Here is a 22,827-nt window from a genome sequence, read left to right as displayed (position 1 = left end):
CCTCAAAAGGCGCGGGGATGCCGCGAACTTTACGGCTTCTCGACGAACCGCGCTCATGGTCCTGGCCCAAGTCGTGCACGGGGCATTCAGTGCGGCCATGGCCATACTTTCTCACGAACAATCCGGAAATGTCTCTTGCAACCACGACGGTCGAGCGCGGGGGCGCATCGACCCGGCGTTTGCGCGAAGTCTCGATAGAGTCTTCAGCGACAGGCGACGCGCCGTCTCGCGGCCGAAACTGCTGTTCGCCACCTCGACCTGCGATGCCGCGCTGCTGATCGGCACGGGGGTTCTGGCGTTTTTGCTCTTCGGTGACGGCTCAGCCGCGCCGGCTGCAATCGCCGCGTGGGCGAGTATCGTTGCCTTTCTGACAACGATGGCGCTGCGGCAAAACTGGTCCTACTCGATCCACGCGCTGCGCCGCCCGACGGAGCAAGTGGGCAAGATCGTAAAGAGTACAGTACCGGTATTCTGCGTCGTCGCCGGGGCAGCCCATCTTCTCGGTCTGCCGGTGTTCACGCCTCAGACCGGAGCCGTATGGCTCGGCTCTGCGGTGTCGCTCATCATTGCGGCGCGTTTTGCGCTCGCGCGGGTTCTGGCGCATCTCACGGAAACGGGCCGGCTCGTGCGGCGTGCCGTGATCGTCGGCGGTGGGCCGGATGCGGAGCACCTGATCGCGACGCTGGAAGCAGGCAATCACAACGAACTCGCCATTCTCGGCGTCTTTGACGATCGCTCGGATGAGCGGTCGGCCGCCAGCATCGCCGGATATCCAAAGCTCGGGACGTTCGCGCAGCTGCCGACCTTCAGCCGCAACGCGGGCGTCGATCTCGTCATCGTGACGGTGCCGATGGCGGCCGAGCAGCGGCTGATGCAGATCCTCAAAGAGTTGTTTGCGCTGCCGGTCGATATCCGCATCTCCGCCCTCAATTCCAAGCTTCGCTTCAGCTCGAGCGCCTATTCCTATGTCGGGCGTGTGCCGATGCTGGCGCTTATGGATCGCCCGCTTACGGACTGGGATCGCGTCGTCAAGAACATCGAGGATCGTGTGATCGGAGGGCTTCTGCTTCTTCTGGCAGCGCCGGTCATGGCATTGGTCGCGCTTGCCGTCCGGCTCGACAGCAACGGGCCGATCTTCTTCAAGCAACGGCGGTACGGCTTTAACAACGAGATCATCGAGGTGCTGAAGTTCCGCTCGATGTACGCCGATAAGGCGGATGCCAACGCGGCGAAGCTCGTGACGCGGGACGATCCGCGCGTGACGCGCGTCGGCCGGTTCATCCGCAAGACCAGTCTCGATGAGCTGCCGCAGCTCATCAACGTTATCAAAGGGGAGATGTCGCTCGTTGGTCCGCGCCCGCATGCCACCGAGGCCAAGGCGAGCGCAGACCTCTATCAGGCGGTCGTGGACGAGTATTTCGCGCGCCACCGCGTCAAGCCAGGCGTTACCGGCTGGGCGCAGATCAAGGGCTGGCGCGGCGAGACCGATACGCACGAGAAGATCCAGCGCCGTGTGGAGGCGGATCTCTATTACATCGACAACTGGTCGCTGACGCTCGACCTCTACATCATCGCCGCCACGCCGTTCGCTCTGCTCGGCGGCAAGAACGCGTATTAGCCGTGACCATGGCTCCGCTCCCATCGCTGCGCCGGACGGCCGGATCCGCGGCCCGGGGCCATACGATCTCTGCCGGCACGGTTGGGGCGTTCGCTGTCGCGAGCGCAATCGGCACGAGCACCATTGTGTTCTCCGAGCCGGCGCCGACGGATGCGCTCATGCTCGCCCTCATCGCCGGTTTGCCGATGCTCGGCGTCACCCGCTTCGGGCAGGCTGCCGTTCTCAATCTCGGGCTGTGGCTCGTGCTCGCGTCGCTGGGACTTGCAGGATGCGCGTTCTCGGCGAACCTCGGGGCGGCGGTCACGCATCAGGCGGTGACGCTGTTTCTGGCGATCGGGGCTTTCGTGCTTGCCGGATATGTCGCCGCCGATCCCGAGCCGCGCTTCCGTCTCATCATGATGTGTTATGTGGGCGCCTCGCTCGTTGCGGCGCTGGCAGCGCTGGCGGGCTATTTTCACATCATGCCGTCGGCCTACGATCTCTTCACGAGCTACGGACGGGCGCGCGGCACCTTCAAGGATCCCAACGTGCTTGGCGCGGCGCTCGCCCCGGCGATCGCCTTTCTGGTCTGGATCATGCTGCGCAATCCGTTGCGGCATGCGTTCGTCGCCGCCGCTTTGAGCGTGCCTCTCATTCTGGCGCTGCTGGTGTCGTTTTCGCGCGGGGCATGGGTGTCGGCGGCACTGTCGCTCGTGCTTGTCGTCTGGCTGGCGCTGGTCACGACGCGGCGCGCGGGTGACATTTGCCGTCTCGCCGTCGTGGCGGTGCTGGGCGGCGCGGGACTCATCGTCACCATCGCGGGCGCGCTCGAGCTCGATGCCGTGGGGGCGCTCTTCGAGGAGCGGGCCAGCTTGGATCAGTCTTACGACGAAGGACCGGAGGGGCGCTTCGGCGGACAGGCAAAAGCCATCGGGCTCATACTCGGGCATCCCCTCGGCATCGGCACGCATATGTTTCGCGAAACGCAGCACGTGGAGGAGCCGCATAACGTCTATCTCAGCCAGTTCTTGAATGCCGGCTGGATCGGCGGGTTGGCTTACATCGCGTCCGTCTTCGGCACCCTTGCGGCGGGCTTTTATGCCCTAAGGCAGCGCACGGCCCTGCAGGGCCCGCTGATCGTGGCTACGGCCGCCTTCGCCGGGCTAGCCTTCGAGGGGTTCGTTATCGATAGCGACCATTGGCGCCACTTCTTCATCGTGATGGCGCTTGTGTGGGGACTGGTGGACGGCGATCCGCCCGTTTGCAACCCGGAGCGGCGCCGCCATGATTGAAGCCCGCAGCGCCGAGCCTGGACTTCTGCGCAGCGTGCGCAACCGTTTCGCGAACAGCCGAGCGGCGCATGCTGCGAGCTGGGGCGCGCTCGGTGTGTTCGCCGTGCGCGCAGGCGGAGCGGGGCTTCTGTTCCTCACTCAGATCGCATTCGCGCGCTGGCTCGGCGCGTCCGAGTATGGCGTGTTCGTAACCGCGTGGACGTGCGTCCTGGTGCTTGGAGGCGTTACTCACCTCGGCTTCAACGTCGCCATGATGCGGCTTGCGCCGCAGTATCATGCGAGCGGCGATTACGCGTTATTCCGTGGCTTACTCAACGGTGGGCGACTGGTGGCGCTGATCTCGGCGAGCGCGATCGCGGCCCTCGGCATGGGCGTGATCTGGCTTTGGGATATCCAGGACAAGGCGGTGCTTGCACTGCCGCTGGTGCTCGGGTTTCTGTGTCTGCCGGCCTATACGTTGACGGATGTGCAGGACGGCTTCGGGCGCGGTCAGGGATGGACGATGGAAGCCATCGTGCCGCCCTATATCGTCCGCCCGTTTGCAATGCTGCTGCTCGCGGGGGCGGCGCTCACCATCGGCCTCTCAGCCAACGCCACGGCGGGTATGACCGTCGCGCTCGGCGCGGTGCTGGCGGCCGCGGTAGCGCAAACGATCGTGATGCAGCGGCGCCTTTCCCAAACCGTGCCGCGCGCCGCGCCTCGCTATGCCTACGCCAAATGGTTCGGGATCTCGCTCCCGCTTCTCGTGGGCGGCGTGTGCGAGATCGTGATCCAGAATGCCGACGTCCTACTGCTCAACCTGTTTCGGCCTTCCGAAGAGATCGGACACTACTTTGCGGCGGCGAAGACGACGGGGCTAGCGCTCTTCATCCTCTATGCCGTGGGCACCGCCTATGCTGGCCCGATCGCCGCGGCGCATGCGCTCGGCAACAGAGCGGAGGTGGAACGCCTCGTTGGCACCGCCGTGCGATGGACGTTCATTCCGGCGGCCATCGTCATTCTCGGCATTCTCGCGGTCGGCTATCCGGTGCTCGCGCAGTTCGGAGAGACGTTCACCGACGCCTATCCGCTCATGTTCATCCTGGCGGCGGGCATGCTGACGAAGGCCGCCATGGGGCCGTCGGAAATCATTCTCAACATGATGGGCTATCAGCGCATCACCGCGCTTTCGCTCGGGACCGCGGCGGCGGTTGCGGTGAGCCTCAACCTGATCCTCATTCCGCTTTGGGGCGTGGCCGGCGCGGCCGTCGCGACGGCCACCGCGTTCGCAACGATGGCCGCCATCAACGGGTTCGCCGTGCGGGCGCTCGAAGGCTTGAACCTGTTCGTCGGCGCTCACCTCCGGCGGCGCTGAGCCCCGGAGCGACGAGACCCCCTTACAGCAGCTCGTTGATGAGTGCGTAGAGCCGAGCCAGGTCCTGGGGACGGGAGAGGCGGTGCTCGCCATCCGGCACCTCGGTCATGCGCACCCAATCGCCAGACAGGGATCGCGCCAGTGCGCGGGCGTGCTCGATCGGTACGTCGCGATCCTCGGCGCCTTGCAGAACCAGCACGGGGCGGGCCGGATCGAACCCCGAATCTTTGAAGAGATGGCGCCGGCCATCCTCGATGAAGCGGCGCGTGATGACGTAGCCGGCGGGATCATAGGCGGACGGGCGCACCCATCGGCCTTTTTCCAGGATCTCGCGCTGTCCGTCTTCGGGAAGCTGGCTCCACATGAGCTCCGTGAGATCCCAGGCCGGGGCGATGAGCACGAGGCCGCGTATGCGCTCGGCCTCGTCGGGTGCGGTTTCAATAAGCCGCCGCAGGAGGAGGAGCGCGACGTGCGCGCCGGTGCTCGAGCCGACCAGGATCTGAGGGCCTTTCGTCATTTGCCGGAATACGGCTTCGCTTTCCTCGAGCCAGTCGGAAAGCACGGCGTCCTCGAAGCGTCCTTCCGAGCGGCCATGCCCCGAGTAATCGAAGCGCGTGAAGCCGACGCCGCGTTCCGCCGTCCAGGACGCCAGCGCCTCCGCCTTGGTCGAGACCATGTCGGACTTGAGCCCCGTCAGCCACAGGAGGCTGGACGCATGATCGCCGGCGGCCGGTGCGGCGAGGCAGGCGATGCGGCGCGTTGTGGCGCCTGTGCCGACAGTGATGAATTGCGGATCGTTCGCGCCCATCCTATGAAACCCCTTCCTTTCCCTTGGAGGCCAGCTTGGCCGTAAAGCGCCCGACCATACTTCAGATCATTCCCGAGCTCGATACCGGCGGGGCGGAGCTGTCTGCCGTCGAGATCGCCGATGCGATCGTCGGTGCCGGTGGGCGGGCGCTGGTGCTCTCCGAGGGCGGGCGGCTGGTGCCGCGCCTGACGGCATCGGGAGCGGAACACCTTCCGTTCGACGCTGCGACGAAGAACCCGATCCGCTTGCTTCAGAACGCGCAGGCGATCCGGCGCATGATCGAGAGCGAGGGCGTGGATCTCGTGCATGCCAGGAGCCGCGCGCCTGCGTGGAGCGCGTTCATCGCGGCGCGCAAAGCGGGCGTGCCGTTCGTAACGACCTACCACGGGGCCTATCGGGAGAAGACACGGCTGAAGCGTGCCTACAACGCGGTGATGGCCAAGGGCGATATCGTGATCGCGAACTCCCGCTACACGAGGGAGCTGATCGAGGCGCGCTATGGCACGCCGGGCGATCGCATCCGCGTCATCCACCGCGGCGTCGATGGCGCGGCGTTCGATCCGGATGCCGTGTCGGAGGAGCGCAAGGCGGCGCTGATGGCCCGTTTCGGCGCGCAGGCGGAAACGCGGATCATCCTGCAGCCGGCGCGGCTCACGTCCTGGAAAGGCCAGAGCGTTGTCATCGCCGCGGCGCGGCTCTTGGAGCAGGAGGGGCGGCTCGGAAACAGCATCGTCGTGCTGGCGGGCGATGCCCAGGGGCGCGAGGCCTATCGCCAGCGGCTCGAAAGCGAGATCGCGGAGGCCGGCCTCGAGGGTAAAGTCATCCTGGCGGGCCACGTAGACGACGTGCCGGCCGCACTCGCTATCGCGCACCTTGCTATCGTCGCCTCCGTCGAGCCGGAAGCGTTCGGGCGCGTCGCCACCGAAGCTCAGGCCATGGGGTGTCCGGTCATCGCGACAGATATCGGCGCGCCTCCGGAAACCGTGGCCGCCATCCCCCACGTTGCGGCAGACGAAATTACGGGCTGGCTCGTGCCTCCGCGCGACGCAGGGAAGCTGGCCTCGGCTATGGCGGAGGCGCTGAGCCTGTCGCCCGAGGCGAAGCGTGGCCTCGGATCCCGCGCACGGGCCCGGGTCAGCGGTCATTTCAGCCTCGATGCCATGCGCCGGCGCACGCTCGAGGTTTACGATGAGCTGCTCGGAACACGCCTTGCCGCCGCAGTCTGACGCCCGCTCGTCCCCTCCTGCTTGATGGCGGCCGTTCAGTCCTGCTTGACTTGGACAAGGTTCTTCACAATGCTCCGGCCAACAGTCGACAGCCTACTGTTGAACGCGAGCGCCCCTCGAGACGTTGAGAGAAGGGCGTTGTGTTAGACGCCAAGCTGCCGTACCTATTTTGCCGCCTACTGAAACCATTGAAGGAGATCGAACATCCGCAAACCTATGCGTGGCGCCCCCGAGCGCGAGCCGGCCGGCCCGAAGATCAATGAGGCGATCCGGGCTCGTGAGGTGCGGCTTATTGATGAGAATGGGCAGAATGTCGGAGTCGTGAGCAAAGTCGATGCTCTCGCCCGCGCCGAGCAGGCAGGATTCGATCTTGTCGAGGTCTCTCCCGATGCTGACCCTCCCGTCTGCAAGATCCTCGACTACGGCAAATTCAAATATCAAGAGCAGAAGAAGGCCGCCGAGGCCCGCAAGCATCAGAAAACCGTCGAAATCAAAGAGATCAAGATGCGTCCCGGCATCGACGATCACGATTACGAGGTGAAGATGCGCGCCATCAAGCGGTTCTTCGAGGAGGGCGACAAGGTCAAGGTCACCTTGCGCTTCCGTGGCCGTGAAATGGCGCATCAGCAACTCGGCATGAACGTGCTGATCCGCGTCAAGAACGAGGTCGAGCCGATCGCCAAGGTCGAATCCGAGCCTCGTTTCGAGGGCCGGCAGATGGTGATGGTGCTGGCGCCGAGGTAACCGGCGGCCTGCGTGGCTTGAGTTAGGGCAGAGGCGCCGCGCAAGCGCGCCTCTGCAGAACGCCGCCGCCGATGCGGGCGGGCATCGCTTCGATGCCGATATTTTCTTGAATCCAGAAATTGGGGTTGCGATGCGAGCCGCGGGGCCCGCATCGCATTGCGCTGCGTGAGCGTTACGCCGCGGCCTTGACCTCAGTGCCGTTGAGGGTCAGCGCGCCGTCCTTGACGGAGACGTGAACCGTGTCTCCGTCCTTCACCGTGCCGCGCAGGATCTCCTCGGCGAGAGGGTCCTGCACCTGCTTCTGGATCACCCGCTTCAGCGGCCGTGCGCCGTAGATCGGATCGTAGCCCTTGTTGGCGAGCCAGGTGCGCGCCTCATCGTCGAGGTCGAGCGTGATCTTGCGATCGACGAGCAGCGAGCGCAGCCGTTCCATCTGGATATCGACGATTGCCGTCATTGCCTCCCGCTTCAGGCGGTGGAACACGACGATTTCATCGATGCGGTTGATGAACTCGGGCCGGAAGTGCTTGCGCACGGCGTCCATGACGAGGCCGTAGGCTTCCTCCTCGCTCATCACCCGGTCCGTGTCGCCCGGCGCGCCGAAGCCCATGGGCTGGCGCGGATCCGCCAGATACTCGGCCCCGAGGTTCGACGTCATGATGATCAGAGTGTTCTTGAAATCGACCGTGCGGCCCTGGCCGTCCGTCAGGCGCCCATCGTCGAGCACCTGCAGCAGCACGTTGAACACGTCGGGGTGAGCCTTCTCGATCTCGTCAAACAGGATCACCTGATAGGGCCGCCGCCGCACCGCTTCGGTGAGCGCGCCGCCCTCCTCATAGCCGACATAGCCCGGAGGCGCGCCGATGAGCCGCGATACGGAGTGCTTCTCCATGTATTCGCTCATGTCGACGCGCACCATGGCCGTCTCGTCGTCGAAGAGGAACGCCGCCAGCGCCTTCGTCAGCTCCGTCTTGCCGACGCCGGTCGGGCCAAGGAACATGAACGAACCCATCGGCCGGTTCGGATCCTGCAGGCCGGCACGCGCGCGCCGGACCGCGGTCGAAACCGCCTTCACCGCGTCATCCTGGCCGACGACGCGCTTTTCGAGCGCTTGCTCCATCTTGAGAAGCTTGTCGCGCTCGCCTTCCAGCATCCGGTCGACAGGAACGCCCGTCCAGCGCGAGACGACGGCCGCGATCTGGTCCGGCGTTACGGCTTCTTCGACCATGACACCCGTTGCGCCCTCGCTTTCCTCCGTGGCTTTGAGCTTGCGCTCGAGCTCCGGAATGATGGCGTGCGCCAGCTCGCCCGCGCGGGCGTAATCGCCCTTGCGCTGCGACTGGGTGAGCTCCGTGCGTGCTTTGTCGAGCTCCTCCTTCATCTTCTGGGCCGAGCCGAGCTTGTCCTTTTCGGACTGCCACCGCTCGGTGAGGAGGCGCGATTTCTCCTCGAGTTCGGCGATTGTCTTCTCGAGCTTGAGCAGCCGGTCCTTGGAGGCCTCGTCCGTCTCCTTCTTGAGGGCCTCGCGCTCGATCTTCGCCTGCATCAGGTCGCGATCAATGGCGTCCAGCTCCTCCGGCTTGGAGTCGACTTGCATCCTGAGCCGCGATGCCGCCTCGTCGACGAGGTCGATCGCCTTGTCGGGCAGGAAGCGGTCAGTGATGTAGCGGTTGGAAAGCGTTGCCGCCGAGACGAGCGCCGAGTCCGTGATGCGCACGCCGTGGTGCAGTTCGTACTTCTCCTTCAAGCCGCGCAAGATCGAGATCGTATCCTCGACTGAGGGCTGGTCGACGAACACGGGCTGGAAGCGCCGCGCGAGCGCCGCGTCCTTTTCGATGTGCTTCTTGTACTCGTCGAGCGTGGTCGCGCCGACGCAGTGCAGCTCGCCGCGCGCGAGCGCCGGCTTCAGGAGGTTGCCGGCATCCATCGCGCCCTCAGCCTTGCCGGCGCCGACGATGGTGTGCAACTCGTCGATGAAGAGGACGATGCGGCCTTCCTCGGCCGTGACCTCGTTGAGCACGCTCTTCAGGCGCTCCTCGAACTCGCCGCGGAACTTGGCGCCCGCGATGAGCGAGCCCATGTCGAGCGCGAGCAGCTTCTTGTCCTTGAGGCTCTCGGGAACGTCGCCCTGGACGATGCGCTGCGCCAGGCCCTCGGCGATCGCCGTCTTGCCGACGCCGGGTTCGCCGATCAGCACGGGGTTGTTCTTCGTGCGCCGGGAGAGCACCTGGATGGTGCGGCGGATCTCCTCGTCGCGTCCGATCACAGGATCGAGTTTGCCATTGGCGGCGGCTTCGGTGAAGTCGCGCGTGTAGCGCTTCAGCGCTTCGAACGACTGCTCGGCGCTTGCGGTGTCAGCGGTGCGGCCTTTGCGGATTTCGTTGATGGCGGCGTTGAGCCGCTCGGGCGTGACGCCGGCCTGGGCCAGGATACGGCCCGCCTCCGAGCTCTTCTCAAGCGCGAGCGCCAGCAGAAGCCGCTCGACGGTGACATAGCGGTCGCCCGCCTTCTCGGCGATTTTCTCGGCACTGTCGAAAACGCGCGCGAGTTCGGGCGCCAGATAGAGCTGCCCTGCGCCTCCGCCGGAGACCTTGGGACGGCGCGCAAGTGCTTGCTCGACGGCGTCGAGCGCCTCCTTGGGCTGCCCGCCGGCACGGGTGATGAGCCCAGACGCTGCGCCTTCGTTATCCTCCAGGAGGACCTTGAGCAGGTGCTCGGGAGCGAACTGCTGGTGACCCTCACGGAGCGCGAGACCCTGGGCCGACTGGACGAAACCTTTTGCGCGGTCCGTGTATCTTTCGAAATCCATATAATTAACCTCCTCGCGCGCTCCTCCGCCCTCATTCGGCACGGTTCGGAACGCCGTCGTTGACGGATCGTTTCGCAGCCACGGTCCGGCCCTGGAAAAGGCACCAGACCGTAACTGGCTGAACGAGATATAGGGCTCGCTACCACCGTATAAAGGGGAGCGCGTTGCGGCGTATCAAAATGCCCGGCCAGAGAGATCACCCGGCTCCCGCTAGAGCCGTTCCGATTTAAGCGGAATCGGGGAACGGCTCTAAGTTTTTGTTCCTTCGTGCTTCTTGTCGGAAAACCGGTTCCCACGTTTCCGGAAGCGCTCTAGGCTCCGAACCCAATCAGGCCTTTGCTTTTCCAACGAACAGTGGTTCAAGCTCTGAAACATCGGAGCTTGGATCATGGCGAACGGATTTTGGCTGAGCGACGCGCAGTGGAAAGCGATCGAACCGCATCTTCCCAAGAACCAGCCGGGCGCGCGCCGCGTTGACGACCGGCGCGTGCTGAGCGGCATTATCCATGTGCTGCAATCGGGCTGCCGCTGGCGTGACTGTCCGCCGGAATACGGGCCTCACGCGACGCTCTACAATCGCTGGAACCGATGGTCGCGCCGTGCCGTCTGGCGCCGCTTGTTCGAGGCTTTACGCGAGGTCTCGGCGGACGCGTTTCACAGCATCGACTCGACAACCGCCAAGGCGCACCGCTCGGCAGCCGGCGGAAAAGGGGGGCGGAAGCGCAAGCTATCGGCCGCTCCCACGGCGGGCGCACGACCAAGATCCACGCCGTCTGCGACGCGCTCGGGCGCCCCATCGCCATCGAGGTGACGCCGGGACAACGCGGGGATGTTCGAGCAGCCGCTGAGCTGCTCGCTCAGCTTCCGCCAAGCCGCAGGTGTGCCGCCGACACGGCCTACGACAGCAATGCCCTCCGCCAGTTCCTGCATGAGCGCGGGACGCTGCCCGTCATTCCCAACAATCCGACGCGTAAGCGTTTCCACGCCTTCGATCGGACTGCCTACAAACGACGAAATCTGATCGAGCGAGCCTTCTACCGCCTCAAGGACTGGCACCGCGTCGCGACCCGCTACGACAAGCTCGCAAGAAATTTCCACGCCACGGTCGTCCTCGCAGCGATGGCCGTGATTGAGTCTGGAACCTAGAGCATTTTCCGCTCGCTTACGCTCACGGCAAATTCTCTTGTTTGTCTGGGCGAGCATCTTCACCCATTCGGGCGATTCCGTTCGAATGGGATCTCTAGCTGGTTCAAGCGCAATCGAAGACCTTGCTTGATCGCGTTTCTTTTCGGACATTCGAGGCCGCAGGTGCCGTCGTGACCGGTTTCGACTTTCCTAAAGACGACGCGGCGCGGGGGTGAGGGCATCGGAGTACGGACGTGAGTGAGGTGAACGGTGGTTTGCGGTGGCCGGACCTCGTGTTGCGAGGATCCCTGCTCGTCGTGCTCGCGGTTGTTCTGATCCAATTCTTTTCGAGTGAGTCCGACGAGGAGGAGGTGCGACCTCAGCCGGACTTGGCGGACGACGCCGAGATCGCGCTCCTGGCGAAGATGGAAGATCCTGAAGCCGTCTGGACGCGTGTCGCGTTCACCCTGCGTCAGTTCGGCCATATCCGTACGGACGCGACGCCCACCCTGTCGGACATCCGGCGGGGCATTAAGAGCTACCAGCATGCGATTGGGGGGACAGAGAGCGGCCGGCTCGATCCGGTGCTCCTCACCCGCATCCTCGACGAGGAGGTCGAGTTTCCGCCGTATCTCGTGCGCGAGGCAGTCCAGCACGGGCGCTGGTTCCTGGCCGAGACGCAAGAGCAATGCGAGCTCTCGGCTGCGGCAAGCCGTATCAAGGGCCGGCTGCTCACGGTGGAGCGCCCCGTCATCAGGCTTCGGCGTATGCGCCATGCGGAGGACGCGGACGAGATCCATGTCTCCGTTGCCGAGCCTCGGCTTTTCAATGTCTCGACGGCCATCAGCTTCATGGCCGGCGGTGAGCGCCGTTTTCTGCACGCCGAAGGGGATGCGATCGTGCCGGTCCGTGATGAGGGGGAAGCGTTGACGCGCTGGGTCGTTCAGGGGCTACGCGTCTCCAGGGGCGAGGTGCAGACCGTCGGCATGTCGGTCTTCGGTGGGCCGCTGCTCCTTTCTTTCCCGACCGTAGGCTTTGAGGACGCGTACCGGGCCATGGCCGCCGCATGCGGCGATGGCATCCTGCACTGGATCGAGGATTGAGAACTTCAGCTTTCTGCGTCGGCCGCTGCGCGCTTCGCTCCGACGCCGAAGCGGCGCTCAATGTAATTCTCGACCAGGGCCTTGAAGTCGGCGGCGATGTTCGGGCCGCGGAGCGTCATCGCCTTCTTGCCATCGATGAACACGGGCGCGGCGGGGCTCTCGCCGGTGCCGGGCAGCGAGATGCCGATATCGGCGTGCTTGCTCTCGCCCGGTCCGTTCACGATGCAGCCCATGACGGCGAACGTCAGCGTCTCGACGCCGGGATAGCGTGTTTTCCAGTCCGGCATGCGGTCGCGGATCATGTCCTCGACGTCGCGCGCGAGTTCCTGGAAGACGGTTGAAGTGGTTCGGCCGCAGCCGGGGCAGGCCGCGACCACGGGCACGAACGCGCGCAGCCCCATAGTCTGTAGAATTTCTTGCCCGACCTTCACCTCGAGCGTGCGGTCGCCGCCGGGCTCAGGCGTGAGCGAAATGCGGATGGTGTCGCCGATGCCCTCCTGCAAGAGAACGCCGAGCGCCGCCGTCGAGGCGACGATGCCCTTGGAGCCCATGCCGGCTTCGGTGAGCCCGAGGTGGAGGGCGTAGCGGCAGCGCTGGGCCAGGCTGCGGTAGACCGCGATCAAATCCTGAACCGATGAGACTTTGGCCGAGAGGATGATCCTGTCGGCCTCCATGCCGAGCGCCTCGGCCTGCTCCGCCGAGAGCAGCGCCGATTGCACGATGGCTTCATGCATCACGAGGCGGGCGTCGCGCGGGCGGGGCTGAGCCGCGTTCTCATCCATCAGCCGCGTCAGGAGATCCTGGTCGAGCGAGCCCCAGTTGACGCCGATGCGCACCGGCTTGCCGTGCCGCAAGGCGATTTCGATGATCTCGGCGAACTGCCGATCCTTCTTGTCCTTGAAGCCGACGTTGCCGGGATTGATGCGGTACTTGTCCAGCGCTTCGGCGCAGGCTGGGTTCTCGGCCAGGAGCTTGTGGCCGATGTAGTGGAAATCGCCGACGAGGGGCACGCGCACGCCGCGCTTCAAGAGCTGCTCGCGGATGTGGGGCACGGCCTTGGCGGCCTCGTCGCGGTCGACGGTGATGCGCACCAGCTCGCTGCCGGCCCGCGCCAGCGCTGCGACCTGGGTGACGGTGGCGGCGATGTCGGCCGTGTCGGTGTTGGTCATCGATTGCACGACGACTGGCGCGTCTCCGCCGACGAGCACGCCGCCGACGTCCACCGGAACGGACTGGCGCCGTGGTCGGATCGTCGAATCCGGTTCGTCGTGAGCGGTCATCGGGTCATCGTCCAGGTGCATGCTCTTCATGTAGCCGAGCTTCGCGGCATCTGCCAGCGGGGTGCGCTACCGTTCCCGCGGCGCCTGGGTAGCTGCCATGTGCGTCAGCGCCTTTATGTTCGCTGGGAAAAGGCCGCAAATCCGACCGAAAGTCCCGCGATCACGGCCATGAACAGCACGATCGAGGGACCGCCGGGGACGTCGAAATGGAGCGAAAGGCCAATGCCGAGGACGACGCTTCCGATCCCGATCACGGCGGCGAGGAGCGCCATGCGCTCCGGGGTTGCCGAGAACGGGCGCGCCGCAACCGCCGGCACGATCAAGAAGGCGATCACCAGCAGGGCGCCAACGACCTTGATGGCGACGGCCACGGTGAGAGACAGGAGAACGATGAAGACGGCTTTCACGAGGTCGCGATTGACGCCTTCGGCGGAGGCCAGTTCCTCATGTACGGCAAGCCGCAGCATTGGCTGCCAAAGCCAACCTAATGTCGCCAGCACGAGAGCTCCGCCGCCGTAGACCCAATAGAGATCGGTCGTCGTGACGGCGAATAGGTCGCCGAAGAGATAGCCCATGAGATCGACGGCCGGTCCGCGCAGGCTGAGGGTCAAAATCACGCCCAGGGCGAGGCCGCCGTGATGCATGAGGCCAAGGATGGCATCCAGCGGCACGATTTTCTGGCGCGACAGCAGGATCAGGATGCCGGCCACGGTGATCGTAACGAGGATCACCGGCGCGGTGATGTCGATGCCGAGAAAAAGACCGAGCGCGATGCCGATCAGGCTGGCCTGGGATACGGTCTCGCCGAAATAGGCCATGCGGTTCCAGATCACGAGCGAGCCGAGCGGCGCCGCGACGACGGCGAGCGCCAGCGCTGCCGCGAATGCGCGCAGGAGAAACGGTTCGAGCTCGATCACGTATTGCCTCCAGCCGGTCCGCTGGCGGAGGGATCGGCCTCGGTCTCTCCGGCAAGATCGTGACGGTGGTCGTGGCGGTGCTGATAGACGGCGAACGCGCGTGCCTGCTCGGCGCCGAACAGGCGCACATAGGCCGGATGCTGCGCCACGGCCTCCGGCACGCCCGAGCAGCAGACGTGCCGGTTGAGGCAGATCACGCGGTCGCTCTGCGCCATTACCACATGCAAGTCGTGCGAGATCAGCAGCACGCCGAGGCCGCGGGCATCACGCAGGTGGCCGATGAGGCGGTAGAGCTCGGCCTCGCCCACGTAGTCGACGCCGCGCGCCGGCTCGTCGAGCACCAGAAGCTCCGGATCGTTGAGGAGGGCGCGCGCCAGGGCGACCCGCTGCAGCTCACCGCCCGAAAGGCTTCCAAGCTGCTGCGAGGCGACGCGGCCGGCTCCCACCTCCTCAAGCACATCCGATATGTGTTTCCGCCGGGCGCCGTCTCCGAGCGACAGGAAGCGGGCGACCGTCATCGGGAGCGCCCGGTCAACGTCGAAGCGCTGCGGCACATAGCCGATCCTGAGGCCGTGCTTCCGCTGAACCGATCCGCCGTCCGGCCGCTCGAGGCCGAGCAGCGTGCGCACGAGCGTCGTCTTGCCGGCGCCGTTGGGGCCGATGAGGGTCAGGATCTCGCCGGCAGCGATGTCGAGATCGACATCGGAGAGGATGACCCGACCTGCGCGGACGACCTTCAGGCCGCGTGCGCTGATCAGAGCCTCGGTGTCGAAGGGAACTCCGGTCGCATGCTCTCCGCTGCAGCAGGCCCCGCTTGGTGTAGACGCGTGGCCACCGGCGTGGGCGCCTGCACAAACGTGCGCGGCGAAGATACCCGTGGGATCCTCGCTCTCTGCGTGACGTGTCGTCATGTGAAGCTTGGACCTATCCCTTGCCTTCCGCCTTGCAGCGCGGGCAGATGCCCTGCACCTCGACGAACTTTACACGCGGCGTGAAATCGGCGCCAAGGGCTGCTTCGCTGATGAGGTCGAAAATATGCTGGCCGTCTACCTCGCCGACCGCCCCGCACTTCTCGCAAGACAAGAACAGAGGGCGGCGCCCGGTGCGGTGATCGAGGCGGCGGCAGGCGAAGAATGCGTTTTTACTCTCCAGGCGATGGATCACGCCCGCTTCGAGCAGAGCGTCGATCGCCCTGTAAATCGAGATCGGTGCGACACGGGTGCCTTTTTCGGCCAGGCGGGCAAGGATTTCGTAGGCGCCGATCGACGCATATGTGGCGGCGATCTCCTCGTAGACCATTTGGCGGAGCTTGGTGAACCGTAGGTTCTTGGCGGCGAATTCCTCGCCAGCGCGCGCGACGGCTTTCGCCAGGCGGCGCCCGCTCGGCTTTTCAACCGTGGGAAAGATGGTTGGTATCGTCGTATCGGACATGGCTGTGCTGCTTGCCGTTCCTGTACCCTTGCGTAACAGGATATCATGACGCCCCCTCTTGCCTAGAGAAATCCTCCCGGGAGGCTGCGCACGCAGTGAATTGGCTTTGAGCAAGCTGTGTAGAACCGGGTCGCGTCCATTGTGAGGCCGTGTAGAGCTGCAGTATTGGCCAAGGCGTTTCGACGCCGTATTGCCGTTGTTGCTGGCATTGGCAAAGAAACGGCGCGCCCTGAGGCGATGGCTGTGGGACGGCGGCAGATCGCTGGCTTTTCAGAGGCTAGCGACATCATGGTTTTTTTGCGGGCTATGGTGTTTCGGCAGGCCCGCGACGGACTGCGCGGTAGGTTGCGTTTCATGACGTGCACGCGTCGTGGGGCGCGTGCCCGCCGCAATCCCGCCGCGATGAAGGCTGGAAATAGGGCGAGCGTGCTTCCTGAACAATTTCAGGGCGCGTCAAGGCGTGCGAAGGCGCGCCGTTGGGAAGCGACGTATGGGCGGGGACATCAAGGTGATGGCCGACGAGAGCGTTCCGGCAATTTCCGCGCTGGTCGACGGCGTGCAGGGTTTTTCCATATCGCAGGCCACGGATTGGGTGCTGGCCGCGCTTCTCGCTTTGGCGGTCGCGGCAGCATTGGTCAGGATGCTGCCCAAGGTGTGGGCGGGTCTCGAGAAGGCGGTGCTCACAAACTGGCGCCTGGCCTTGATCGGCAGTGCCGCGCTCCTGCTCTCGCTTGCCGGCGGGTGGACCACGTGGGACGGAATGCGGAACTTCACCGGAGAGTCTGTGCTCTCGGCGATGTTCACGTTCGGCATCCACGGCATCATGCTGATCGTTGCCTGGCTGATCGGCGAAAGCTTCGCAACCGGCATGAAGCAGGTGCCGGGCCGCTATGGACGGACGGTCAGCGCGCCGATGGTTGCGCTCTCGCTCCTCGGCGGGGGCCTTGTTGTCGCGGGGCTGGTCGTGGCCATCGTCCGGATCGGCGTATCCAACGATCAGCTTCTCTATGGTCTGCTCGGCGCCGGGGCGTTGCTACTCGCCGTCGCGGCGCTCATGCTGTTCTCGAAAAGCGACGTCATCCAGCCCTACGCGCAGGGGCTGCGCATCATCGCCCGCAACGCCATGCTGTGGGTGATGTTCCTGGCGTGCATGGCGACGAGTGTCTTCTTCTCGTTCGATAGCCGCTTCAACGTCATCTTCCCGAAGGACCAGCGTGAGCGCGCGGCCGAGATCCGCACCAAAAACCAGGTTGCTGGCGTTGTCGCCGATATCGGCGAGACCATCGCGAGCCGCCGTCTCGCCGAGGCGGAGCGCCTGTTCCATAGCGAGGGTTGGCACGCCTATGAGGAGCAGCTCACCAAACTCTCGCGTGCGTCCGAAGGCGCGGAGGGGGCGATCGAGGCACATTTTACGCGTCAGATGGAGACGCACCGCGCCGCGATCGCCGAGCAGCAGGAGCGCATCGCGACCGCCACCAGCGGACAGGCAGGGCTTGCGAGCAAGAAGATCACGCTGACGGATGAGCTTTCGCGCCTCAAGGCGGAGCGCCCGGGACTGGCGGCGGATTTGTCGGCGCGGAAATCGGAGCTGGATGCGCGCGCGAAGGAGATCGATGCCAAGCGCGTCGAAGCCATGGCCGAGGACAGGGGCGTTGAAGGCACACTCAAGGCCGGGAAGGGTCCCGTCTATCGCGAGCGGGTGGCGGAGCTGGCCAGGCTTCGCGATTACTACAAGATCGGCGAAGAGCGTGTGAAGGATGCGCAAAAGCGCCTCGACGTGGTCGATGCGCGGATCGCACAGATCGAGCGGGAGCTTGCCGGCGTCGACGGGGAGCTGGCGAAGCTCAAAGGCGAGGCGGTTACGGCGGAGCAGCGGATCGCCGTTGCACAGACTTCGCATCTTGGCGAGGAAGGGCGCGCCGTCGATCCAGCCCGTATGCGCACCGCGTTCGAGAGGGCGCGTGCCGAATTCCGCCAGGATCCCTCGTCCGAGAGGCTCGGCTCCCTGCACCAGCATTGCGTGCAGCTCTATGACGCGATGGCGAGCACGGAGGCGACGCGTGAGCGCATCCGCGACGTCGACTGCGATCCCAAGCAGGCGGTGGAGGCGGCGGCGATCGTGTTCGCCCTCGATGGCGGCCTCAAGGCCTTCGCGGCCAACTGCGCCGGGAGCGAGAAGGTGCCGACAGCGGGCGGGGTCGATCCGCTGCTGTCGTTCGGGCGCAACTGCCTGCGCGACTCCGGCTTGCCGAGCACTGATGCCAATGCTCTGGGTGAGCAGCTCTCCTTCATCGATCTCAATCGAGACGACAAGGCGCACAACTTCGTGGTGACGCTCAATGCATTTCAGGACGGCAACCGCCTAGCCTATCTGGCGCTGGCAATCGCGATCGGCATCGACAGCCTGATTTTCATGACGGGTCTGTTCGGGGCCAATGCCGTGCGCTCGCCGCTCTCGGATGTGCCGAACCGAAAGGCGCGCAACTCGCAAGAGCTGAACGCCATGATCGAGGCGGCGCTTCTTCCCGATGTGTTTCGCAGGGCGCGGCTCGTGGTGCAGGCCATGCACCCGATTGAAAACGCCGACGGCTATTCGAGCGAGGTTCGCCTTGGTGAGCTCGCCCCCGAGACGGCTGTGCAGGTGCGCAGCGTTCTGAACGCCGGGGCGATGATCGGCGCGGTGCGAGGCGGGACGTATGACGGACACTATCTCGTGCGTGCGGAGCTCATCGAGTTCCTCAACTCGGTGATCAGGCGCGAGTTGGAGATGAACCGGGATATGGCGGAGCGCGGGCTGGCCATGGATCGGCTCGAGGAGCAGATTGTGACGGCGCTGCTGCCGGACGTTCCGGAGGCTTGCGAGACGGTTCTAGGGCAGCTCGTGCCCATCGACGAGGCTGAGGGTTTTTCATCCGAACTGTGCCTCGCCGACGTGCCGCACGAGACCCGCCCCGTGATCCTCAACGTGCTGAACAGCGCTGCCGCCTTCAGCGCTGTGCAGCGCGACAGGGCGCGGCCCGATACATATTTCGTGCACAAAGATCTCTATCAGACGCTTGCACGCATCCGGGCGCGCGAGGTGGCCCGCGTGGGCGTGCGCCCGAAGCTCCGGCTGGTGCAGTCCGGCGATGACGCGCCGGAGTTCGGGGGCTCGCTGACCCCAGTGCAGGCGGCGATCGCCGATCACACGCGGCGTCCGTCGCTCGAAGAACGGGGCGCGTCTGAGACGGACGGCTACCTGACGGCTCTCGTGCAATCGCTTGGCGTCGAAGGTGACGCGTTCATTTCCCTTTCGGGCTCGGCCCGCGACGCGGCCCGGCTTGCCGGAGAGGCGATGTTCGCCCTGCGCCAGAGCAACCAGTCCCTGGATCAGGAGCTGGCAAGGCGAGACCAGGAAGCGCATGGGCGCCTCGAGCGGGCGATCGTGCAGCTTCAGGGCGCGCTCCAAATGGATGACGGAACGGACCGCCAGAAGCTCGCCGATGCAAGCGATGAAATTGAGCGGTATTGGGATACGCTGATGCTGCTTCCGCACGGTCCCTACGAATTGGCGCTTGCGGACCTCGTTGAGCAGCTCGAACCGGATAGCGGCGCCGGGACGCTGCGTGGAGACGAGCAGGTGCTGCTCGCCACGGCGCGCAACGCCCATCAGGGGCTCGTCTCGAATCCACGCCGCACGGATCGCGATTGGCTGCAGCTCGAGCAGCAGTTGCAGCTCGTGCTGCGCACGCCGATGCGGCAGGCCGTGGCGGGCCATACGAAGCGCACGCTGAACTAGAGCCGTTCCGCTTTAGGCGAATCGGGGAACGGCTCTAAGTTCTTATTTGATCGTGCTTCTTCTCGGACACTCTAACTTGCATGGCTTTGCCATGATCGGTTCCCACTTTTCCGGAAGCACTCTAAAAGCGCTCCCTTTTTTGTTGATGAGGCGGGTTTTCGCCTCACTTGCTTGCGGTCAGAACCGGTGAGCGGCGCATCAACTCGTCGATCCGGCTGCGTTCCTTCTGAAATTCCAGAAGATCGTTGCCGCTGAGCTGGCGCTCGCGGGGGACCTCGATGGACAGCGGATTCACGAACTGGTTGTTGACGAGAATTTCGAAGTGGAGGTGCGGGCCAGACGATAGGCCCGTGGTTCCGATGTAACCGATCACCTGGCCCTGGCGCACCTTGACGCCAGGCGCAGCGCCGGAAGCGATCCGCGACATATGGCTGTAGGCGGTTTGATAGCCGTTGGCGTGGCGGATGCGAACGTAATTGCCGTTATAACCCTTACGGCCGGCTTCCTCGATCGTGCCGTTGGCAGCGGCCAGGATCGGTGTGCCGACCGGACCCGCCCAGTCGATGCCTGTGTGCATCTTGTACTCGCCGAGCAGAGGATGGCGGCGCACGCCGAAGCCGGACGTGAGGCGGATGTCGTCGCCCCGCACCGGACGGCGGTTGAGGAATTTCTTCGCGTTGTTGCCGCGCGGATCATAGTAGTCGACGTGCCCATCGGGCGTGCGGAAACGATAATAGCGGCGCACCTCACTGCCGATGGCGATCGACGTATAGAGAAGTTCGCCGGGAGGACCGTCCGCTCCGCCCTCGTCTTTCAGATCGAAAAACATCTCGCAGGTGTCGCCGGAACGGAGGCGTTTGCGGAAGTCCGTCTCATAGGCGTGAATGCGCAGAAGCTGCTGAATGGTCTCCGAGGGAACGCTTTCGATCAGAGACGCATAGTAGAGCGCCGCGTAGAGGCTGGATGTCTGGGGTGCGCCGCTGTCGGTCATCGCCAAGCGAACGAGCGCGTCCTCGTCGATCGGCTTCGCGCTTGCGGTGAACTCGCCCGAGGCGCTGCGCGTGACGGTGACCTTATGGGCGTGGCCCTCGTCGAAAACGGAAAAGCGCACCGGCTGCATGCGGTTCTGGGTGAGCGACGGCTGCAGCGCAATATGCACCTCCTGCCCGGGCAGCACCTTCTTCTCGGGCAGCACGCTCTTCATGGTCTCGATCATCTCGCGGACCTGCCATGGCGCGGCGCCGGCCTCGGCGAGAAGCTGCGACAGGGTCTGGCCCTCGCGAACGGTCTTTACCACGGGCTTCAGCGCATCGATGTCGCTCGATCCGGCCTCGTCGCCTGCTTTGGCGAGGATGGTGGTGTTCGGGGTGGCAGGCTCGTCGGACGCCTCTTGGCCAAGCTCGGCGGATAGAGCCGGATCGGGAGCGGTGATCTCCCCTTCGGCACCGGCTACAGCCGTCTCGGAGCTCAGCAGGCGCTCGACGAGCTCGGCGGCCTCTTCGTCGTGAAGGCTCTGGCCGTCCTCCAGCGGCAGCACGCCGCCAAGGAGATCGACAACCCGGATCGAAACGTCGGCCGTGCTCGCGCCCGGCGAGGTCGCGTCGTCCTCGGCATCGCCGATCGGCTTGTTGTCTGCGTAGAGCTTGAACGGATTGAAGGGAGGAATGCGCTCCGCCATGCTCGCCGGCACGGGGGCAAGGCGCGCGACCAGGCGCACATAGGGCTTGGCGTAGATGTATTCGCGTCCGCCGCGGCGCTGGCGCAGCGTTTCGTGGATGACGTAGCGCGTCGACTTGGCGCCGGTGGTGACCTGGAGCCGGTCCACCTTCGGAATCGCCCACTTCAGGCCGTCGTCATGGCGGAGCATGGCTTCGAGGGGCGGCGCGGCCGTGCTGGCGCGCAGCCGCTCAAGTGCCGGCATCAGGCCATCCTCGGTGCCCTGCTTCTCCGCGGAGCCGAAGACGACGACGAGAATGGAGACGCCGCCGACTGCGGCGGCGAGGCAGGTGCTCATCAGCCAGCGGAAGCGGCCCTCCACCTGCGGCTCGGCATGATCCGTGGCGTACATATCGCGAGCGCCGCGCGATCTCGCGCCGCGGTAGAGAAGCGGTGCCCTATTCGGCGCCCGGCCGACCGTCAGAGGGCGGCAGCGCGCGATCGGAGCGTGACGGCGATGGTCGATCACGATTCGAGTAAGTCCCCTTCCCCCGGCCCCAAGAGGGACCATGTCCCGGATACGCGCCGCTCAGGCAGAGTTCGGCAGAGCCCAACTCTCGGCCTGGATGCGTCGGCGCGTAGGATACAGTCATATTCCTGCATAAAACTGGCGTTGTGATGACGGCTGTTCGGGTACCGGGCAGCCTGCGGCAAGGCAGGACGGGGCTCGTATCTCCCCTCCGAACGGACGGGGAATTGGACTGAAACGAGCTGTCGGACGCCGAAAGTGCTCCTAGGTAGGCGTGTCCGGCTGCGGACGGCCTAAGATTGTTTTCTTTCGAATCAACAGCTTAGGGCAAAAAATCGTTTTTTTGAAGAATTGCGATTGACAAGAGGGGCGGGTTTCTGGTTATTTCCTCCTTGTCAGCGGGGCACACACGGTCCCGCCGCCCGACACGGGCATCGCTCTCTCGATAACATGTGGTTCCCGGCCGGGTCACACCGGTAAGAGCCTAGTTGTCCTGGAAACCGGTCTTAGCCGACCGGTCGATGTTTCGTCGTCGGATTGCTCTTTGACAAGTCAAATTTTGAAGGAAGAGAAGCGCAGGCGGCGGAGTCCTGGCGAGATCTCCTAGCCCTCGGGCAAGCGAGATCGACGAGACTCTGGCTAAGCTGCGTTTCACTAACCATCACCAGATGCGCCGCGTGTGGAGCAATTCACGCCGTGAGCGCATCAGTGTGAAGGTGCCCGTTACGCAGTATCCTTGGATGAAACTCCAAGGCCGACCAGAATCGAAACTTTCAATCTGAGAGTTTGATCCTGGCTCAGAACGAACGCTGGCGGCAGGCCTAACACATGCAAGTCGAACGCTGTAGCAATACAGAGTGGCAGACGGGTGAGTAACACGTGGGAATCTTCCTATCGGTGCGGAATAGCTCAGGGAAACTTGGGGTAATACCGCATACGCCCTCCGGGGGAAAGATTTATCGCCGATAGATGAGCCCGCGTCTGATTAGCTAGTTGGTGAGGTAATGGCTCACCAAGGCGACGATCAGTAGCTGGTCTGAGAGGATGACCAGCCACACTGGGACTGAGACACGGCCCAGACTCCTACGGGAGGCAGCAGTGGGGAATATTGGACAATGGGCGAAAGCCTGATCCAGCCATGCCGCGTGAGTGACGAAGGTCTTCGGATTGTAAAGCTC

Annotated in this window: 15 protein-coding genes and 1 rRNA gene; 9 read left to right on the top strand and 7 right to left on the bottom strand. The window is 64.7% G+C overall.

What is annotated here, in order from left to right:
• Window positions 1-55 precede the first annotated feature (55 nt).
• Genes V7P99_RS04940 through V7P99_RS04930 form a run of 3 tightly spaced genes read left to right on the top strand, consistent with a single transcriptional unit; the run spans window position 56 to window position 4,243 of the window.
• A complete protein-coding gene (locus V7P99_RS04940) occupies window positions 56-1,618 on the top strand; it encodes an undecaprenyl-phosphate glucose phosphotransferase (protein WP_333793677.1) in 1,563 nt (520 codons plus the stop codon).
• An 8-nt stretch (window positions 1,619-1,626) separates the two neighbouring features.
• Window positions 1,627-2,889, top strand: a complete 1,263-nt coding sequence (locus V7P99_RS04935; protein ID WP_333793756.1) for an O-antigen ligase family protein — start codon at window positions 1,627-1,629, stop codon at window positions 2,887-2,889.
• Window positions 2,882-4,243: a lipopolysaccharide biosynthesis protein gene (locus V7P99_RS04930; RefSeq protein WP_333793676.1), complete on the top strand. Its 1,362-nt coding sequence runs from the start codon at window positions 2,882-2,884 to the stop codon at window positions 4,241-4,243. The genes V7P99_RS04935 and V7P99_RS04930 overlap by 8 nt, the downstream gene beginning before the upstream one ends.
• 22 nt (window positions 4,244-4,265) lie before the next feature.
• On the opposite strand, the gene V7P99_RS04925 is transcribed toward V7P99_RS04930, so the two are convergent.
• Complete coding sequence (locus V7P99_RS04925) at window positions 4,266-5,051, bottom strand: alpha/beta hydrolase (protein WP_333793675.1); 786 nt, start codon at window positions 5,049-5,051, stop codon at window positions 4,266-4,268.
• Between the two features lie 35 nt (window positions 5,052-5,086).
• Here V7P99_RS04925 and V7P99_RS04920 point away from each other — a divergent pair, with 35 nt between their 5' ends.
• The gene (locus V7P99_RS04920; RefSeq protein WP_333793674.1) at window positions 5,087-6,277 is read left to right on the top strand and encodes a glycosyltransferase family 4 protein; all 1,191 of its coding nucleotides are present in this window, start codon (window positions 5,087-5,089) and stop codon (window positions 6,275-6,277) included.
• A 216-nt stretch (window positions 6,278-6,493) separates the two neighbouring features.
• The gene (infC, locus tag V7P99_RS04915) at window positions 6,494-7,021 is read left to right on the top strand and encodes a translation initiation factor IF-3 (protein ID WP_333793673.1); all 528 of its coding nucleotides are present in this window, start codon (window positions 6,494-6,496) and stop codon (window positions 7,019-7,021) included.
• 172 nt (window positions 7,022-7,193) lie between these two features.
• Here infC and clpB read toward each other — a convergent pair whose 3' ends face one another.
• Window positions 7,194-9,830, bottom strand: a complete 2,637-nt coding sequence (clpB, locus tag V7P99_RS04910) for an ATP-dependent chaperone ClpB (protein WP_333793672.1) — start codon at window positions 9,828-9,830, stop codon at window positions 7,194-7,196.
• 388 nt (window positions 9,831-10,218) lie between these two features.
• Here clpB and V7P99_RS04905 point away from each other — a divergent pair.
• Together V7P99_RS04905 and V7P99_RS04900 are read left to right on the top strand one after the other, a co-directional pair.
• Window positions 10,219-10,976 (top strand): IS5 family transposase gene (locus tag V7P99_RS04905; RefSeq protein WP_442909870.1). Its coding sequence is split into 2 segments (ribosomal slippage): window positions 10,219-10,549 and window positions 10,549-10,976, totalling 759 coding nucleotides; the frame shifts between segments, so codons are not numbered across the junction.
• Between the two features lie 233 nt (window positions 10,977-11,209).
• Window positions 11,210-12,058, top strand: a complete 849-nt coding sequence (locus V7P99_RS04900) for a hypothetical protein (RefSeq protein WP_333793670.1) — start codon at window positions 11,210-11,212, stop codon at window positions 12,056-12,058.
• A gap of 5 nt (window positions 12,059-12,063) precedes the next feature.
• Here V7P99_RS04900 and ispG read toward each other — a convergent pair whose 3' ends face one another.
• The 4 genes from ispG to V7P99_RS04880 all read right to left on the bottom strand — a co-directional run bounded on the left by ispG (window position 12,064) and on the right by V7P99_RS04880 (window position 15,686).
• A complete protein-coding gene (ispG, locus tag V7P99_RS04895; RefSeq protein ID WP_333793669.1) occupies window positions 12,064-13,338 on the bottom strand; it encodes a flavodoxin-dependent (E)-4-hydroxy-3-methylbut-2-enyl-diphosphate synthase in 1,275 nt (424 codons plus the stop codon).
• A 113-nt stretch (window positions 13,339-13,451) separates the two neighbouring features.
• The gene (locus V7P99_RS04890) at window positions 13,452-14,255 is read right to left on the bottom strand and encodes a metal ABC transporter permease (RefSeq protein WP_333793668.1); all 804 of its coding nucleotides are present in this window, start codon (window positions 14,253-14,255) and stop codon (window positions 13,452-13,454) included.
• Window positions 14,252-15,166, bottom strand: coding sequence for a metal ABC transporter ATP-binding protein (locus V7P99_RS04885; protein WP_333793667.1), 915 nt, complete (start codon window positions 15,164-15,166; stop codon window positions 14,252-14,254). The genes V7P99_RS04890 and V7P99_RS04885 overlap by 4 nt, the downstream gene beginning before the upstream one ends.
• 13 nt (window positions 15,167-15,179) lie before the next feature.
• Complete coding sequence (locus V7P99_RS04880; RefSeq protein WP_333793666.1) at window positions 15,180-15,686, bottom strand: Fur family transcriptional regulator; 507 nt, start codon at window positions 15,684-15,686, stop codon at window positions 15,180-15,182.
• A gap of 490 nt (window positions 15,687-16,176) precedes the next feature.
• Here V7P99_RS04880 and V7P99_RS04875 point away from each other — a divergent pair, with 490 nt between their 5' ends.
• Entirely contained in the window at window positions 16,177-19,464 is a 3,288-nt protein-coding gene (locus V7P99_RS04875; protein WP_333793665.1) for a hypothetical protein, read from the top strand.
• 163 nt (window positions 19,465-19,627) lie between these two features.
• Here the strand turns inward: V7P99_RS04875 and V7P99_RS04870 are convergent, their stop codons facing one another.
• The gene (locus tag V7P99_RS04870; protein WP_333793664.1) at window positions 19,628-21,532 is read right to left on the bottom strand and encodes a M23 family metallopeptidase; all 1,905 of its coding nucleotides are present in this window, start codon (window positions 21,530-21,532) and stop codon (window positions 19,628-19,630) included.
• Window positions 21,533-22,423: 891 nt separating this feature from the next.
• Between V7P99_RS04870 and V7P99_RS04865 the strand changes: the two genes are divergently transcribed.
• Window positions 22,424-22,827: ribosomal RNA gene (locus V7P99_RS04865) — 16S ribosomal RNA — on the top strand; the annotation flags it as partial.

This window comes from Hyphomicrobium sp. (genome assembly GCF_036780825.1).
Lineage (GTDB): Bacteria > Pseudomonadota > Alphaproteobacteria > Rhizobiales > Hyphomicrobiaceae > Hyphomicrobium_C.
The sequence above is the reverse complement of the archived record's forward strand: the minus strand, read 5'-3'. Positions and strand labels throughout refer to the sequence as shown.